This window comes from Amycolatopsis sp. NPDC021455, from assembly GCF_040640995.1.
Lineage (GTDB): Bacteria > Actinomycetota > Actinomycetes > Mycobacteriales > Pseudonocardiaceae > Amycolatopsis.
Map to the genome: position 1 here is coordinate 16393 of NZ_JBFACT010000086.1, position 14319 is coordinate 30711.

Genomic DNA, 14319 nt, shown 5'->3' on the forward strand with positions numbered 1-14319 from the left:
CGAACGGTCGGTGGAGAGCCCGGATCACGGACCTATCGCCGGAACCTACCGCCAACTCCGCGTGAAGACAGCGTGAGCGCGTCAGCCCGCGGCGGTGTCCTCGCTCACCGCTTCCGACGCCGTCGCCGCGGCGCGCTTGGCCTGGGTGGTCCGGACCGCGCTCGCGGCGAAGTAGGTGAGCAGCTCCGAGATCTCGACCGGGTCGTCCAGCTGCGGGCAGTGCCCCCAGTCCTCGCGGACCAGCAGCCTGCTGTGCGGCACCAGCGTGTGCAGCTGGCGCCCGGACGCGGCGGTGACGAGCTTGTCCTTGCCGCACGCGACGACCAGCAGCGGCACCTTCACCGAGTCGAGGCGGTAGGCGTCGGCGAGCTCGGCGACGAGCTGCCGGGCCTGCTCCAGGCGGGTCTTGGTCGCGCGGTAGTCCGGGAACAGCGCGGTGAAACGCTGCACCTGGGCCGCGTCGGCCGCGCCGGAGTCGGCGTAGAGCAGCCGCGGGACGAGCTGTTCGGCGACCTTGCGGACCACGAAACCCGGTACCGGGACCGGCAGGGAGGAGTACAGCCGCAGGGGCAGCGGGTAGCGCGCCACCGTGCGGATCAGCCACGAGTCGACGAACCCCGGCGCGGCGATGGAGACGACCCCCGAGATCGGGAGACGGCTGTTCTGCGCCGCGCGCAGGCTCATGGTGCCGCCGAGGGAGTTGCCGGCCAGCACGACCGAGCCGAGGACGGCCTGTTCGCGGACGACGGCGGTGGTGAACGCGTCGAGCTGCGGCAGCATCGGCCCTGGTCGCAGCGGCTGGGCGTCGCCGAAACCCGGCAGATCGACCGCGACCGCCGGAATCCCGGCGGCCGCGAGCTGTTCGAGGGCGGGGCGCCAGGTGTCGGCGCTGTCGCAGTAGCCGTGCAGCAGCACCAGCCGTGGTGCGGTGGGCCGGACGTGGGGCGCGACGGCCTTGCGGCGCAGCGAGCGGCGCGCGGCGGGTTGCTCCGGCTCGGGAGCGCCGACTTCGAGCACCCGGGTGCGGACACCGGCATAGCGCCGGAAGGAGACCCGGACGGGGTCCTGGTCACTGGGCCGGCCGCCCGGTACAGCCGGTGCGGGCCGCTGCGTCGCGGTCATGACTACAGATTACCTGGCGAGGCTTGGTTTTTGGTGGAATTTCGGTGCTAACGACCCGGTCTCGAACTGAATACGTCAAGTCTTCACGAGATGTCGGAATGGTTTCCGCGCCGGGCGGATTGTGCATCCGCCCAGCTCGGCGATGGTCTAGCGGGTGAAGACGATCTTGCCGGCCGTTTCCCCGTCGAGCATCGCCCGGAACCCCTTGGGTGCTTCGGAAAATGTAAGTTCCGCGCCGATCTGCGGCCGGACGCCGGTCAGGTCGAGGTAGGCGAGCAGGTCCGCGAGCTCGTCATGGGTGCCCATGGTCGAGCCGGCGACGCGCAGCTGGAGGAAGAAGACGCGCTGCAGCTCCGCGTGCGCGTCCGGGCCGCTCGTCGAGCCCGAGACGACGATGATCCCGCCCGGCTTGAGGGATTTGACCGAATGCGACCAGGTCGCTTTGCCGACGGTCTCGAACACGGCGTCGACGCGCTCGGGCAGCCGCGCGCCCGACTCGAACGCCTGGTGCGCCCCGAGGCTCGTGGCGAGCGCGCGCTTCTCCTCGGTGCGGCCGGTGACCCAGACCCGGAACCCGGCGGCGCGGCCGAGCTGCACCAGCGCCGTCGAGACGCCGCCGGAGGCGCCCTGCACGAGCATCGTCTGGCCCGGCCGCAGCCCGGACTTCACGAAGAGCATCCGGTAGGCGGTCAGCCAGGCCGTGCCCATCGTGGCCGCTTCGGCGAAGCTGAGCGCCGCGGGCTTCGGGACGACGTTGCGGGCCGGCACGACGACCTGGTCGGCGAAGGTGCCCTGGTGCTTCTCGGTGAGCAGCGTGCGCTTCGGGTCGAGCGTGTCGTCGCCCTGCCAGCCCGGCGCGTTGATCACGGAGTGGATGACGACCTCGGTGCCGTCGTCGAGGGTGCCGGCGCCGTCGCAGCCGAGGATCATCGGGAACTGGTCCGGCTTGATCCCGACGCCGCGCAGCGTCCACAGGTCGTGCATGTTGAGGCTGGCCGCCTTGACGTGCACGCGGACCCAGCCGTCGGGCACTTCGGGCTCGGGGCGCTCGCCCACGACGAGCGCGTCCAGGGGGCTGTCGGCGTTGGGTTCCTGCGCGTACACGGCGAACATGTCCTGCAACGTACCGCCCCTGGCACGCGGCGGCAGCAGGGCGCGCGTAGGCTCACACCGTGTTCAACGGGCTTGCCGACTGGTGGGACGGGGTCGAGCTGTGGCTCGCCCAGGCCTGGTTCCCGGTGCAGTTCGTGCTGGTCATGGTGGTCGTCGTGCCGTTGTGCCTGGCCGCCGCGTGGGTGCTCGACAAGCTGGTCGGGCTGTTCGCCCGCCGGCTGAGCCCGGGGCGTGACGACGACTCCGACACCTCGGCATAGGCTCGCGCACCATGTTCAACCGAAGGCGGATCACCGCCGCGCTGATCGGGCTCCTCGTGCTGGTGCTGGGGGGCTGGCTGGTCAAGGACGTCCTCAGCGACGGCTCGCCGTCGTCGACCGCGCCGAGCACCTCGGCCAGTGCGCCCGCACGCGGCGGCGGCGCCGTGCCGGGTGCGGACTCGGGGCTGCCGGTGAAGGCGCTTTCCGCGCTGCCGCCGCAGGCCGCGGACACGTGGAAGCTCATCGAGAAGGGCGGGCCGTACCCGTACCCGCGCAATGACGACGTCGTGTTCGAAAACCGCGAGAAACGCCTGCCCGCCAAGAAGTCCGGCTACTACCACGAGTACACGGTGAAGACGCCGGGCAGCGCCGACCGCGGCGCGCGGCGGCTGATCACCGGGCAGGCGCGCGAGCTGTACTACACCGGCGACCACTACGCGTCGTTCGTCGTCGTGGACGCGGCCCGATGAGCGCCTCGGAGCAGGCGAAGGCCGCCGCGGAAGAAGCCTTCGCGAGGGGCGCGTACCCGCACCTGGTGAACTCGCGGCCGACCGTCGACAAGGCGAGCACGCTCAGCGCCTTCGCCGAAGCACTGTCCTTTCCGGACTACTTCGGCCACAACCTCGACGCGCTCTACGACTGCCTGACCGACCTGTCGTGGCTGCCGCCGGGGGAGCACGTGCTGATCTGGCCGGGCTCGGACGCGCTGCGCAAGGCCGAACCCAAGACGTACCTGGCGATCCGCAGCGTGCTCTCGGACGCGCAGCGCGCACTGGGCCCCGGTACCGGGACCGGACCCGGTTCCTGGCAGCTCACGGTCGTGCTGCCGGACGCCTGAGCGTCCCTTCGCCGACGGTGGGTCCGGGACGTTCACCGCCCCGGACCCTCAGCGTCACTCCGTCAGTCCTGCGGGACCCAGTTCGGCTTGCGCTTCTGGGCGAAGGCCAGGATGCCCTCCTGGCCTTCCTCGCTCGCGAAGAACTTCGCCGACAGCGCGAGCATCTCCTCGAACCCCTCCGACGGCGTGGCCGGGCGGGGACGGCTCAGCAGCGCCTTCGTCTCGGCCAGCGCCTTCGGGCCACCCGCCGCGAGGGCCTTGACGTACCGGGCGACCTCGCCGTCGAGGTCTTCGGACGCCGCGTTCAGCAGGCCGATCTCCACCGCGCGGCGGGCGTCGAACGTGTCGCCCGTCAGGAACAGCTCGTGTGCCGCGCGCGGATTCAACCGCGGGAGGACCGTCAGGGAGATGATCGCCGGGACCACGCCGATGCGGACCTCGGAAAAGGCGAACGTCGCCGCCGGTACCGCCACCGCGATGTCGCACGCCGCCACCATGCCGATGCCGCCGGCGCGGGCCGGGCCGGCCAGGCGGGCGACCACCGGCTTCGGGCTGGTCCACAGCTGTTCGAGGATGCGGGGGAACTCGTTGACGCCCTGGTCGCCCGCGCCGGCGCCGCGGGCCTCCTTGAGGTCCATCCCCGCGCAGAACACCGGGCCCGTGTGGGTCAGCACGATCACCCGCACGGCGTCGTCGGCGGCCGCGGCCGCCAGCGCGGCGGACAGCTCGCCGCGCAGCTGCGCCGACAGCGCGTTGCGGTTGTGCGGGGAGTCCAGGGTGATCGTGGCGGTGCCGCCCACCACGTCGTAGTGCACCAGTTCGTCAGCCATGCCGACACCCTTGCACACGCGCCGCGTGCCACCGGCCGCCCCGCGGCCGGAACCGCGGGGCGGCCGGGTGCTCAGCCGATCGTCGTCGTGGTGAAGACCGGGCTGGGGTTGGGGAAGCACGCCGTCGGCGCGGTGAGGTCGCCGATGATCGTGCTCGCCACCGCGTTGAACGTCAGGCCCGGGTCGCTGTAGCCGGTGCCGGCCAGCTTGGTCTGGATGGTGCCCGACTGGCCGGCCGTCAGGTGCGCGGTCACCGTCGGCAGCTCGAACGTCGAGCCGCCGGCGATCGGGCCGGGGAAGCTCAGCGTCGCGACGCCGTTCGCGACGGAGATGACCGGCGGGGTCGAGCCGAGGCCGGAGCCGCCCGCGAGGTCCGCGCCGACGTAGCTGGAGTTGGCCGGGATCGGGATCTTCAGCGCGAACGTGTTGATGTTCTTGACCTTGTTGCCGCTCACCGTGCCCGGCACGGTGTTCGGTGCCGGGTCGATGACGACGTCGAACGCGGCGCCGGGCGCGACCGTGGCGGGCGCGGTGACGTCGGTGTCCTGGTTGAGGGACACCTTCTGCGGCCCGACGATCGGGGCGTTCGCCTGGCAGTCGAACGTGACGGCGGTGGCCGCCGAGGCCGGGGCGGCGAGGGCGATCGGGAGAGCCGCGGCCGCGGTCAGCGCGGCCAGCCGGGAAAGATGAAGAGCTTTCATCTGAGTCCACCTACCTGCGGTTTTCACGAGGGGAGGGAGAAAGCTGCGCAGCGCTTAGAGAGTTACCGGCAAGTTAACTAGCGCGTCAAGGATTCACCGTTCCCATGCGTGCACGGTGACGACAAATGTGAATGAATCTCACCTTTTGGCGGTGGTGGTGCCACTCCGTGTCCGGCGCGTGTTCGTCTCCGATCGATCCTGACCGGTTCGCTTCGGAACTCTGGTCAAGCCCGCGGCGGCTTTGTTACCTGTGTCACTCGGATGACCTCGACGGAGAGGAACGAGCCGATGAAAGCACGAACGCTGTCGATGGTGTTCAGGCTGCTGGCGCTGTTCGTGCTCGGCAGCGGGCTGCTGACCGCCGTCCCGCCGCAGGCCCAGGCGTCCACCGCCGGGCTCCGGGGCGTCAACTGGGCGGACCAGCGGGACAACTTCGTCAACGGCGTGCTGTACGTGTCCGGGCTGACCTCCTCGGACACGTACTCCTCGGCCGCCGCCACGGCCGGCCAGGTGGTCGGCCAGCTGTACTCGATCACCGGGGCCGACACGGTCCGGATGCCGATCAACGAGCCGACGGTCGCGGGTTACTGGGACACCTACACCGGGGCGATCGACACCGCGCTCGCCAAGGGCAAGGTGATCCTGGCGTACTGGGCCTACAGCGGCGGCAAGCCGGCGAGCACCGCCGGGTTCCAGCAGATGTGGGACAAGGTCGTCGGCAAGTACGGCGGCAACCCCAACGCCTACTTCGAGGTCATCAACGAGCCCTACAGCTACAGCGCCGGGGACCTGAACAACTTCTACAACGCCTGGCTGGCCCGCTATCCCGGCGTGCCGCGCGGCCGCGTGATCCTCGACGGCACCGGCTACGCCCAGAACGTGCCCGCGGTCGGCGCCGACCACCGGCTCGACGGGACGCTGCTCGCGGCCCACGACTACTCGTTCTTCGCGGGCTACGAGAGCGAAACCGAGTGGGCCGACCACCTCGGCGGCTACATCGGCGGGTACGCGGACCGCACGGTCGTCACCGAGTGGGGCGGCCCGATGTCGCCCGGCAGCAAGAACGGCGTCCACTACGACACCATCGACTACAGCATCCCGAGCGGGTCGTTCTTCGCCGACTACATCCGGGGCGTGAGCGCGAAGATGCGCAGCCTCGGAGTCGGCAGCGTCTACTGGCCGGGCCTGCGCGACGGCGACTGGTACAGCCTGACCACCAAGGCCGGCACCGGCTCCGCGACCAAGCTGACGCTGTCGAACGCCAGCGGGCTGACGCGGCTGAAGTACGCGTGGGGGATCGGCGACGGCGGCGGTACGTACGTCCGGATCGTCAACGCCGCCACCGGCCTGTACATCGACGGGCTCGGCCGCACCACCAGCGGGGCCACCGCGGGGCAGTCCGGTGGCACCGGGCAGGCCGGGCAGCAGTGGGTCATCGAGAACTCCGGGAACCGGGTGCGCATCAAGAACCGCGCCACCGGGCTGTACCTCGACGGCGCGGGCCGCACGGCCAACGGCGCCGTGGTGAGCCAGTACGCCGGGAGCGGCAGCGCCAACCAGCAGTGGTCGGTGGTGACCGACGCCGACAACGTGCGCATCAGGAACGGCGCCACGGGCGAGTACCTCGACGGCATGGGCCGCACGAGCAGCGGCGCCGACCTCGGCCAGTACGCCGACAGCAGCAGCGCCAACCAGCGGTGGCGGATCGTGGCGGCCGGCTGAGCCCCGCGGCTCCCAAGCGCCCCAATGTGGCATTGGTTGCGTTGGACGCACCCAATGTGGCGTTCGGTGCGTCAGACGCAACCAACGCCACATTGGGGCGCTTGGGGCGGGGGCTAGACGGGCTGGCCGGTGCGCAGCAGGCCGGTGACCGCCGTGGCGTAGCGGGCGATGACGACGTCCGCGACGCGCGGGTCGTCCGCCAGCGGTGCGGCGATGAACGCGCCCGGGTCGGCTTCGCGGGCCAGCCGCGCGATCCGGTCGGGGAGCAGGCCCGGCGCGAGGAACCACGACGCCACCACGAGGTGACGCACCCCGCGGGCCCGCAGCTTTTCGGCGGCCGCGGGGATGTCCGGCTGGGTGGCGCTGGCGAACGCTTCGCTCGCCGGCAGCCCGAGGCGCTCTTCCCAGCGTGCCGCCAGCGAAGCGACGACCGCGTTGGCGGAAGCGTTCGACGAGCCGACCGCGCTGACGAGCACACCCGTGCCGCGGCGGCGGGGCGCGGCGGCCAGCCGGTCGAGCGCGACCGCCTCCAGGGCCGGGTCGGCGCCCAGTACCTCGGACGTCCGCACGGCGAAGCCCGGGCAGTCGGCCGTCACCGCATCGATCAGCGCGGGCAGGTCGACCCGGGCGTGGAACGCGCTGCCCAGCAGCAGGGGCACCACGACCGCCGTCCGGTGGCCGTCCGCGTACAACCCCCGCAGCACGTCGGTCACCAACGGGGCCGAGAGGTCCAAAAAGGACTCGTACACCGGCAGTCCCGGTGCCTGCGCGCGCACGACGTCGACGAGTGCCCGCACGGTCGCCGCCGAGCGGGGGTCACGGCTGCCGTGCGCGACGGCCACCAGGGGAGGCGTCACGAGAAGCGCTCACCCACCAGGCCCGCGGCCAGGGTGTCGCCGTCCTTCGGGTCGATCACCAGGAACGCGCCGGTGCGCGGGCTGACGCCGTAGTCGTCGACGCCCAGTTCCTCGGCCAGGCGCAGCGTGACGCGGCCGATGTCGTTGAGCTCCAGCGTCGCCGGGTCGTCCACACTGGACAGTGTCTGCTCGTCGAACCGCGCGTGCAGCTCGTCGACCAGGGCCTGGACCGTGCGGGTGCCGTGCTTGACGAGCACGCGCGCGCCCGGCTTCAGCGGCTTGGACGACAGCCAGCACAGCGTGCCGGTGATCTCGTCGGTGACCCGCGGGGGCGCGTCGGCGGCCGCGATCAGGTCGCCGCGGGAGATGTCGATGTCGTCGGTGAGCAGCAGCGTCACCGACGTCCCGGCGCCCGCTTCTTCCAGGGGCCCGTCCGCGGTGTCGATGCGCTCGACGCGGCTGCGGATGCCCTGCGGCAGCACGACGACCTCGTCGCCGGGGCGGACCGTGCCCGCCGCGATCTGGCCCGCGTAGCCGCGGTAGTCGAGGTATTCCGGGGTGCGCGGCCGGATGACGTACTGCACCGGGAAGCGCAGCGCCGAGTCGTGCGGGTCGGGCGCGACCGGCACCTCCTCCAGGTGCTCCAGCAGGCTGGGCCCGGTGTACCACGGGGTCCGCTCCGAGCGCGTCGCGACGTTGTCGCCCTCCAGCGCCGACACCGGGATCGCGAGGACGGAACCCCGCGAGTAGCCGAGCGACTCCGCGTGCGAGGCGAACTCTTCGGCGATCACCGTGAAGGTCGCCTCGTCGTAGCCGACCAGGTCGATCTTGTTCACCGCCAGCACCAGCTGCGGCACGCCGAGCAGGGCCAGCACGGCCGCGTGCCGCCGGGTCTGCTCGATCACGCCCTTGCGCGCGTCGACCAGCAGCACGGCCAGCTGCGCGGTGGACGCGCCGGTCACCGTGTTGCGCGTGTACTGCACGTGCCCCGGCGTGTCGGCCAGGACGAACGACCGCTTCGGCGTGGCGAAGTACCGGTACGCGACGTCGATGGTGATGCCCTGCTCGCGCTCCGAGCGCAGGCCGTCCACGAGCAGCGAAAGATCCGGTGTGGACAGTCCCTTGTCGACGGACGCGCGGGTGACGGCGTCGAGCTGGTCGGCGAGCACCGACTTGGTGTCGTACAGCAGCCGCCCGACCAGGGTGGACTTGCCGTCGTCGACGCTGCCCGCGGTCGCGAGCCGCAACAGGCTGGACATCAGAAATACCCCTCACGCTTGCGGTCTTCCATGGCCGCCTCGGACATCCGGTCGTCGGCGCGGGTGGCGCCGCGCTCGGTGAGCCGGGAGGCCGACACCTCGGCGATGACCTCTTCGACGGTGGCCGCGGTGGATTCGATCGCGCCGGTGCACGAGCCGTCGCCGACGGTCCGGTAGCGGACCACCAGCTCGCGGACCTCTTCGCCCGGGCGCGGGCCGCCCCACGGGCCTTCGGCCAGCAGCATCCCGTCGCGCAGGTACACCTCGCGTTTGTGCGCGTAGTAGATCGAAGGCAGCTCGACCTTCTCGCGGGCGATGTAGTTCCAGACGTCGGCCTCGGTCCAGTTGGACAACGGGAAGACGCGGACCTGCTCGCCCGGGCGGTGCCTGCCGTTGTAGAGGTTCCACAGCTCGGGCCGCTGGCGCCGCGGCTCCCACTGGCCGAAGGCGTTGCGCAGGCTGAAGATCCGCTCCTTCGCACGGGCGCGTTCTTCGTCCCGGCGGCCGCCGCCGAAGACGGCGTCGAACTTGTTCTCCGCGATCGTGTCGAGCAGCGGCGTGGTCTGCAGCGGGTTGCGCATCCCGTCGGCGCGCTCTTCCAGGCGCCCGTCGTCGATCCAGTCCTGGACCTTCGCGACGACCAGGCGCAGGCCGTGGCGCTCGACGACGCGGTCGCGGAACTCGATCACCTCGTCGAAGTTGTGCCCGGTGTCCACGTGCAGCAGCGGGAACGGCACCGGCGCCGGCCAGAACGCCTTGATCGCCAGGTGCAGCAGCAGCGTCGAGTCCTTGCCGCCGGAGAAGAGGATCACCGGACGGTCGAACTCGCCCGCCACCTCCCGGAAGATGTGGATGGCCTCGGATTCGAGGGCGGCCAAGTTGTCCTGTGCCGCATCAGTAGCGGGCTCCAAGGTCGTCATGCGTCCCTTCCTCAGCCGTGCAGTCCGCACTCGGTCTTCGACTGGCCTGCCCACCGGCCGCTGCGCGGGTCCTGCCCCGGCTCGACGCGAGCCGTGCAGGGTGCGCAGCCGATCGAGAGGTAGCCGATCGACACCAGCGGGTTCTCGAGGATGCCGTGCTCGCGGATGTAGCCGTTGAACTCGTCGTCGGTCCAGGCGGCGATCGGGTTGACCTTCACCAGGCCGTTGCGGTCGTCCCAGGTGACGATGGGGGTGTTCGCGCGGGTCGGCGCGTCGACCCGGCGGACGCCGGTCACCCACGCCGAGTAGTTCGACAGCGTGTTGCGCAGCGGGACGACCTTGCGCAGGAAACAGCACTGGTTCGGGTCGCGGTCGTGCAGCTTCGGGCCGTACTCCGCGTCCTGCTCGGCGACGCTCTGCTCGGCCTGGGCGTTCACGATGCGGACGTCCGGGTACACCGTCTGGACGGCGTCGCGGGTGCCGATCGTCTCCGGGAAGTGGTAACCGGTCTCCAGGAACAGAACGTCCACATCGGACTTCACCTTCGTGGCGAGGTCGATGAGGACGGCGTCCTGCATGTTGGACGCGACGATGAAGTCGTCGCCGAACGTGTCCACGGTCCAGCGCAGCGCTTCTTCCGCGGTGGCGTCGGCGAGTTCTTTCGAGGCGCGCTCGGCGAGGGTCTTGTAGTCGGCGGTGGCGGTCATCGGGAAACCTCCGGGAGGGACAGGCCGAGGAACTTGACCGAGAAAACCCGGCGACAGCTGGAACACAGCCAGCCGCCGTTCTCTTCCGGCCGGAGATCCTCGTCGCCGCAATAGGGGCAGTAGAACGGCGTGGCTCGCTCTGTCATTGGAGCGCGCTTTCCTCGGCGCGGGCGGCCCATTGCGGGAACCGTTCGCCCGGTTCGCGCCCGGCGACGTAGTTGCGCACGACGCGCTCGACGTAGCCGGTCAGCTCGCCCGAAGTCACCTTGTGCCCACGCAGTTTCCGGCCGAACCCGGCGTCGAGGCCGAGGCCGCCGCCCAGGTGCACCTGGAAGCCTTCGACCTGGTTGCCGTCGGCGTCGGTGACGATCTGGCCCTTGAGACCGATGTCCGCGGTCTGGATCCGGGCGCAGGAGTTGGGGCAGCCGTTGAGGTGCACGGTGACCGGCGTCTCGAGGCCGTCCTGGATGTCGGCGAGGGACTTCTCGAGGTCCGCGACGAGCTGCTGTGCGCGGGCCTTCGTCTCGACGATGGCGAGCTTGCAGAACTCCAGCCCGGTGCAGGCCATCACGCCGCGCCGCCACGGCGACGGCTTCGTCTCCAGCCCCAGCTCGGCCAGCTCGGCCGAGAGCGTGGCGACCTGGGCCTCGGGCACGTCGAGCACGACGAGCTTCTGCTGCGGGGTGAGCCGCACGCGGTTCGACCCGGCCCGCTCGGCGGCCTTGGCGACGGCGACGAGCGTGCCGCCGGACGACCGGCCGGCGATCGGCGCCGCGCCGACGTAGAACTTGCCGTCGACCTGCGGGTGCACGCCGACGTGGTCGATCGGGACGGCCGGGTCGGCCGGCGGCGGGCCGTCGATCAGCTCGCGCTTGAGGTACTCGTCCTGCAGGACCTGCCGGAACTTCTCCGCGCCCCAGTCCTTGACCAGGAACTTGATCCGGGCCCGCGAGCGCAGCCGCCGGTAGCCGTAGTCGCGGAAGATCGAGATGACGCCTTCCCAGACGTCCGGGACCTCGTCCAGGGGCACCCAGGCGCCGAGGCGCTGACCGAGCATCGGGTTGGTGGACAGGCCGCCGCCGACCCAGACGTCGAAGCCGGGCCCGTGCTCCGGGTGGTCGACGCCGACGAAGGCCACGTCGTGGATCTCGTGGGCGACGTCGGGCTGGCCGGAGATCGCGGTCTTGAACTTGCGCGGCAGGTTGGCGTACTCGGGCTTGCCGATGTAGCGGCGCTTGATCTCGTCGATCGCCGGCGTGCCGTCGATCACCTCGGCCGCGGCGATGCCCGCGACCGGCGAGCCGAGGATGACGCGCGGGCTGTCGCCGCAGGCTTCCATCGTGGTCATGCCGGCGTTCTCGAGCTTGGCCCAGATCGTCGGCACGTCCTCGATCCGGATCCAGTGGTACTGGATGTTCTGCCGGTCGGTGATGTCGGCGGTGTCGCGCGCGTACGCCTGCGAGATCTCGCCGAGCACGGTGAGCTGGTCGGTGGTCAGCGCGCCGCCGTCGATCCGGACCCGCAGCATGAAGTAGCGGTCGTCGAGCTCTTCGGGCTCCAGCGTCGCCGTGCGGCCGCCGTCGATCCCCGGCTTGCGCTGGGTGTAGAGGCCGAACCAGCGGAACCGGCCGCGCAGGTCGCCCGGGTCGATCGCGTCGAACCCGCGGTGGGCGTAGATGTTCTCGATGCGCGCCCGCACGTTGAGCGGGTGGTCGTCCTTTTTGGACCGCTCGTTGGGGTTCAGCGGCTCCCGGTAACCGAGCGCCCACTGCCCTTCGCCGCGCTTCTGCTTGACACGCGCGGGGCGGGCTGGGGTTTGGGGCGTGGCCATGGCGGCGTCCTCCGAGAGGCTTTTCGTGGCAGCGGAGGAGCACCGGCTCGCGGGTGTCCTCCGGCGCCGGCTGTCCAGATTTCGTGGCAGGTGGTGGCGATCGGGGAGTCAGCGAACGGGTACGCAGAGGGCGCTGGCGACCCGCAGGAGGTCGACGTGGCGGCGGGCCACGAGCAGAACACCGGCATGAGTCACGGCGTCAGCGTGCCACGCGTCCACAATGTGGTCCAGGGCTGCCCGCATGGTGGGAGAAGGGTCACTTACCTGCGAAAACCGTGTCAATCGCCCTCCCGCGCCCACTTGCGCGATCCAAACCACTATGAGTAGAGTACTACGAATACAGTGGTAAGCAGAGAGGTGCGTGGGGATGCAGGTCAAGGGTTTCGGGGCGGGTTACCTGGTCGACGACGTCGCCGCGACCACCCGCTTCTACGCCGACGTGATCGGGCTGCCGGTCACCGTCGAGCTGGACTGGTTCGCCAGCGTCAACGCCGGCGCGCCGGGGTACGAGATCAGCTTCGTGCGGCGCGGGCACGAGTCGGTGCCGCCGGCCTACCGTGCGAGGGAGACGGCCGGGCTGATGTTCGGCCTCGTCGTCGAAGACGCGCGCGCCGAGGCGAAGCGGCTGGAAGAGGCGGGTGTCGAGCTGGTGACGCCGGTCGTCGACGAGGTATACGGGCAGCGGCACTTCTCCGTCGCCGACCCGAACGGCGTGCTGCTCGACGTCATCGAGATGATCCCGGTCGACCCGGACTGGGCGGCCGCGAACCTGCCGCCGTCGTAACGGGTGTTCACCCGATCGGCCTCTCGCCGCGACCGAGCGTGGCGGGGTGGACAATCGGAGGGTGCCCGAGCTGCGTCCCGATCCCGCCACCGCCATCGACCCCGCCTTGCCGGAAAGCGCGTTGAAGGGGCTCGGGAGCAGAGCGTTCGGGGTCTACGTGCACGTCCCGTTCTGCGCGACGCGCTGCGGGTACTGCGACTTCAACACCTACACCGCGGGTGAGCTCGACACCGGTTCGTCGCCGCAGTCCTGGCTGGAAGGACTGCGGCGCGAGCTGGAGCTCGCGGCGCGCGTGCTCGTCGTGCCCCCGGCCGCCGACACCGTGTTCGTCGGCGGCGGCACGCCGTCGCTGCTGGGCGCCGACGGCCTCCGCTCGGTGCTCGACGCCGTGCGCGACGTCTTCGGGCTCGCCCCGGGCGCCGAGGTGACGACGGAGTCGAACCCGGAGTCGACATCGCCGGAGTTCTTCGCCGGGATCCGCGAAGCCGGCTACACGCGGGTCTCGCTGGGCATGCAGTCGGCCGCGCCGCACGTGCTGAAGATCCTCGACCGCGTGCACACCCCGGGCCGTCCGGGGAAGGCCGCCGCCGAAGCCCGCGCCGCCGGGTTCGAGCACGTGAACCTCGACGTGATCTACGGCACGCCGGGGGAGCGCGCCGGCGACCTGCGCGCGACGCTCGACGCCGTGCTGGCCGCCGGGGTCGACCACGTCTCGGCGTACGCGCTGATCGTCGAAGAGGGCACGGCGCTGGCCCGCCGCGTGCGCCGGGGCGAGCTGCCCGCGCCGGACGACGACGTGCTGGCCGCGGACTACGAAATGATCGACGCGACGCTCTCGGCCGCGGGACTGCGCTGGTACGAGGTGTCGAACTGGGCGGCGTCCGACGAGGCCCGCTGCCACCACAACCTCGGCTACTGGCGGGGCGACGACTGGTGGGGCGCCGGGCCGGGCGCGCACAGCCACGTCGGCGGGGTGCGCTGGTGGAACGTCAAGCACCCGGCGCGCTACGCCGCTTTGCTCGCCGAGGGCGCCTCGCCCGCGGGCGGGCGCGAGGTGCTCACCGACGACGACCAGCACCTCGAACGGATCATGCTCGAGCTCCGCGTCGCCGAGGGGCTTCCGCTCGACGTCCTCGACGGGCCGGGGCTCGCCGAGGCCCGCGCGGCCGCCGCCGAGGGCCTGCTCGATCCGTCCGCTTTGGACACCCGCGGCCGCGCGGTGCTCACCGACCGCGGGCGGCTGCTCGCCGACGGCGTGGTCCGCCGGCTCGCCGGCTAGGTGTATTGACCACGGAGGTTGGGTACGGGGCGACACGTGATCGGATGATCTTGGTGTGAGGGAGGGCCTCCGGGTTCGGTGTGGATTGCGACATCT

17 protein-coding genes are annotated in these 14319 nt (G+C 71.2%); 6 read left to right on the forward strand and 11 right to left on the reverse strand.

The window, feature by feature from the left end:
* Nucleotides 1-81: 81 nt before the first annotated feature.
* Nucleotides 82-1122, reverse strand: coding sequence for an alpha/beta hydrolase (locus tag AB0G28_RS44205; protein ID WP_361103899.1), 1041 nt, complete (start codon nucleotides 1120-1122; stop codon nucleotides 82-84).
* 147 nt (nucleotides 1123-1269) lie between these two features.
* The gene (locus tag AB0G28_RS44210; RefSeq protein ID WP_361103901.1) at nucleotides 1270-2235 is read right to left on the reverse strand and encodes a zinc-binding dehydrogenase; all 966 of its coding nucleotides are present in this window, start codon (nucleotides 2233-2235) and stop codon (nucleotides 1270-1272) included.
* Nucleotides 2236-2294: 59 nt separating this feature from the next.
* Here AB0G28_RS44210 and AB0G28_RS44215 point away from each other — a divergent pair, with 59 nt between their 5' ends.
* From AB0G28_RS44215 to AB0G28_RS44225, 3 genes are read left to right on the forward strand one after another with little or no spacing between them, the layout of a single operon-like run.
* Nucleotides 2295-2495: a hypothetical protein gene (locus AB0G28_RS44215; protein ID WP_361103903.1), complete on the forward strand. Its 201-nt coding sequence runs from the start codon at nucleotides 2295-2297 to the stop codon at nucleotides 2493-2495.
* A gap of 11 nt (nucleotides 2496-2506) precedes the next feature.
* Nucleotides 2507-2965, forward strand: coding sequence for a ribonuclease domain-containing protein (locus AB0G28_RS44220; protein ID WP_361103905.1), 459 nt, complete (start codon nucleotides 2507-2509; stop codon nucleotides 2963-2965).
* Nucleotides 2962-3333 (forward strand): barstar family protein, encoded by a 372-nt coding sequence (locus AB0G28_RS44225; protein WP_361103907.1) that lies wholly within the window; start codon nucleotides 2962-2964, stop codon nucleotides 3331-3333. The genes AB0G28_RS44220 and AB0G28_RS44225 overlap by 4 nt, the downstream gene beginning before the upstream one ends.
* A gap of 62 nt (nucleotides 3334-3395) precedes the next feature.
* Here the strand turns inward: AB0G28_RS44225 and AB0G28_RS44230 are convergent, their stop codons facing one another.
* Nucleotides 3396-4163: an enoyl-CoA hydratase family protein gene (locus tag AB0G28_RS44230; protein ID WP_361103909.1), complete on the reverse strand. Its 768-nt coding sequence runs from the start codon at nucleotides 4161-4163 to the stop codon at nucleotides 3396-3398.
* 71 nt (nucleotides 4164-4234) lie between these two features.
* Nucleotides 4235-4864: a cyclase gene (locus tag AB0G28_RS44235; protein WP_361103911.1), complete on the reverse strand. Its 630-nt coding sequence runs from the start codon at nucleotides 4862-4864 to the stop codon at nucleotides 4235-4237.
* 288 nt (nucleotides 4865-5152) lie between these two features.
* On the opposite strand from AB0G28_RS44235, the gene AB0G28_RS44240 reads away from it, so the two are divergent.
* Entirely contained in the window at nucleotides 5153-6586 is a 1434-nt protein-coding gene (locus AB0G28_RS44240) for an RICIN domain-containing protein (protein ID WP_361103913.1), read from the forward strand.
* Between the two features lie 113 nt (nucleotides 6587-6699).
* On the opposite strand, the gene AB0G28_RS44245 is transcribed toward AB0G28_RS44240, so the two are convergent.
* From AB0G28_RS44245 to AB0G28_RS44275, 7 genes are all read right to left on the reverse strand, one after another.
* Nucleotides 6700-7443 carry a sirohydrochlorin chelatase gene (locus AB0G28_RS44245; RefSeq protein WP_361103915.1) on the reverse strand — a complete coding sequence of 248 codons (744 nt, stop codon included), beginning with the start codon at nucleotides 7441-7443 and terminating at the stop codon, nucleotides 6700-6702.
* Nucleotides 7440-8702: a GTP-binding protein gene (locus tag AB0G28_RS44250; RefSeq protein ID WP_361103917.1), complete on the reverse strand. Its 1263-nt coding sequence runs from the start codon at nucleotides 8700-8702 to the stop codon at nucleotides 7440-7442. Before AB0G28_RS44250 ends, AB0G28_RS44245 begins: the two co-directional genes overlap by 4 nt.
* Nucleotides 8702-9622, reverse strand: coding sequence for a sulfate adenylyltransferase subunit CysD (gene cysD / locus AB0G28_RS44255; RefSeq protein WP_361103919.1), 921 nt, complete (start codon nucleotides 9620-9622; stop codon nucleotides 8702-8704). The genes AB0G28_RS44250 and cysD overlap by 1 nt, the downstream gene beginning before the upstream one ends.
* Before the next feature lie 11 nt (nucleotides 9623-9633).
* Nucleotides 9634-10329: a phosphoadenylyl-sulfate reductase gene (locus tag AB0G28_RS44260; protein ID WP_361103921.1), complete on the reverse strand. Its 696-nt coding sequence runs from the start codon at nucleotides 10327-10329 to the stop codon at nucleotides 9634-9636.
* On the reverse strand, nucleotides 10326-10475 hold the full coding sequence (locus tag AB0G28_RS44265; protein WP_361103923.1) for an Insertion element protein: 150 nt from the start codon (nucleotides 10473-10475) through the stop codon (nucleotides 10326-10328). The genes AB0G28_RS44260 and AB0G28_RS44265 overlap by 4 nt, the downstream gene beginning before the upstream one ends.
* The gene (locus tag AB0G28_RS44270; RefSeq protein WP_361103925.1) at nucleotides 10472-12160 is read right to left on the reverse strand and encodes a nitrite/sulfite reductase; all 1689 of its coding nucleotides are present in this window, start codon (nucleotides 12158-12160) and stop codon (nucleotides 10472-10474) included. The genes AB0G28_RS44265 and AB0G28_RS44270 overlap by 4 nt, the downstream gene beginning before the upstream one ends.
* A 108-nt stretch (nucleotides 12161-12268) precedes the next feature.
* Entirely contained in the window at nucleotides 12269-12403 is a 135-nt protein-coding gene (locus tag AB0G28_RS44275) for a putative leader peptide (RefSeq protein ID WP_361103927.1), read from the reverse strand.
* Nucleotides 12404-12527: 124 nt separating this feature from the next.
* Here AB0G28_RS44275 and AB0G28_RS44280 point away from each other — a divergent pair, with 124 nt between their 5' ends.
* Both AB0G28_RS44280 and hemW read left to right on the forward strand, forming a co-directional pair.
* Complete coding sequence (locus AB0G28_RS44280; RefSeq protein ID WP_361103929.1) at nucleotides 12528-12944, forward strand: VOC family protein; 417 nt, start codon at nucleotides 12528-12530, stop codon at nucleotides 12942-12944.
* A 61-nt stretch (nucleotides 12945-13005) separates the two neighbouring features.
* Nucleotides 13006-14223, forward strand: coding sequence for a radical SAM family heme chaperone HemW (gene hemW / locus AB0G28_RS44285; RefSeq protein ID WP_361103931.1), 1218 nt, complete (start codon nucleotides 13006-13008; stop codon nucleotides 14221-14223).
* The last annotated feature ends 96 nt before the right edge of the window (nucleotides 14224-14319 follow it).

Coding starts and splice junctions, on each gene's coding strand:
- AB0G28_RS44205 (WP_361103899.1), bottom strand. CDS start 1,122: ATGACCGCGACGCAGCGGCCCGCACCGGCTGTACCGGGCGGCCGGCCC.
- AB0G28_RS44210 (WP_361103901.1), bottom strand. CDS start 2,235: ATGTTCGCCGTGTACGCGCAGGAACCCAACGCCGACAGCCCCCTGGAC.
- AB0G28_RS44220 (WP_361103905.1), top strand. CDS start 2,507: ATGTTCAACCGAAGGCGGATCACCGCCGCGCTGATCGGGCTCCTCGTG.
- AB0G28_RS44225 (WP_361103907.1), top strand. CDS start 2,962: ATGAGCGCCTCGGAGCAGGCGAAGGCCGCCGCGGAAGAAGCCTTCGCG.
- AB0G28_RS44230 (WP_361103909.1), bottom strand. CDS start 4,163: ATGGCTGACGAACTGGTGCACTACGACGTGGTGGGCGGCACCGCCACG.
- AB0G28_RS44235 (WP_361103911.1), bottom strand. CDS start 4,864: ATGAAAGCTCTTCATCTTTCCCGGCTGGCCGCGCTGACCGCGGCCGCG.
- AB0G28_RS44240 (WP_361103913.1), top strand. CDS start 5,153: ATGAAAGCACGAACGCTGTCGATGGTGTTCAGGCTGCTGGCGCTGTTC.
- AB0G28_RS44250 (WP_361103917.1), bottom strand. CDS start 8,702: ATGTCCAGCCTGTTGCGGCTCGCGACCGCGGGCAGCGTCGACGACGGC.
- cysD (WP_361103919.1), bottom strand. CDS start 9,622: ATGACGACCTTGGAGCCCGCTACTGATGCGGCACAGGACAACTTGGCC.
- AB0G28_RS44260 (WP_361103921.1), bottom strand. CDS start 10,329: ATGACCGCCACCGCCGACTACAAGACCCTCGCCGAGCGCGCCTCGAAA.
- AB0G28_RS44265 (WP_361103923.1), bottom strand. CDS start 10,475: ATGACAGAGCGAGCCACGCCGTTCTACTGCCCCTATTGCGGCGACGAG.
- AB0G28_RS44270 (WP_361103925.1), bottom strand. CDS start 12,160: ATGGCCACGCCCCAAACCCCAGCCCGCCCCGCGCGTGTCAAGCAGAAG.
- AB0G28_RS44275 (WP_361103927.1), bottom strand. CDS start 12,403: ATGCGGGCAGCCCTGGACCACATTGTGGACGCGTGGCACGCTGACGCC.
- AB0G28_RS44280 (WP_361103929.1), top strand. CDS start 12,528: ATGCAGGTCAAGGGTTTCGGGGCGGGTTACCTGGTCGACGACGTCGCC.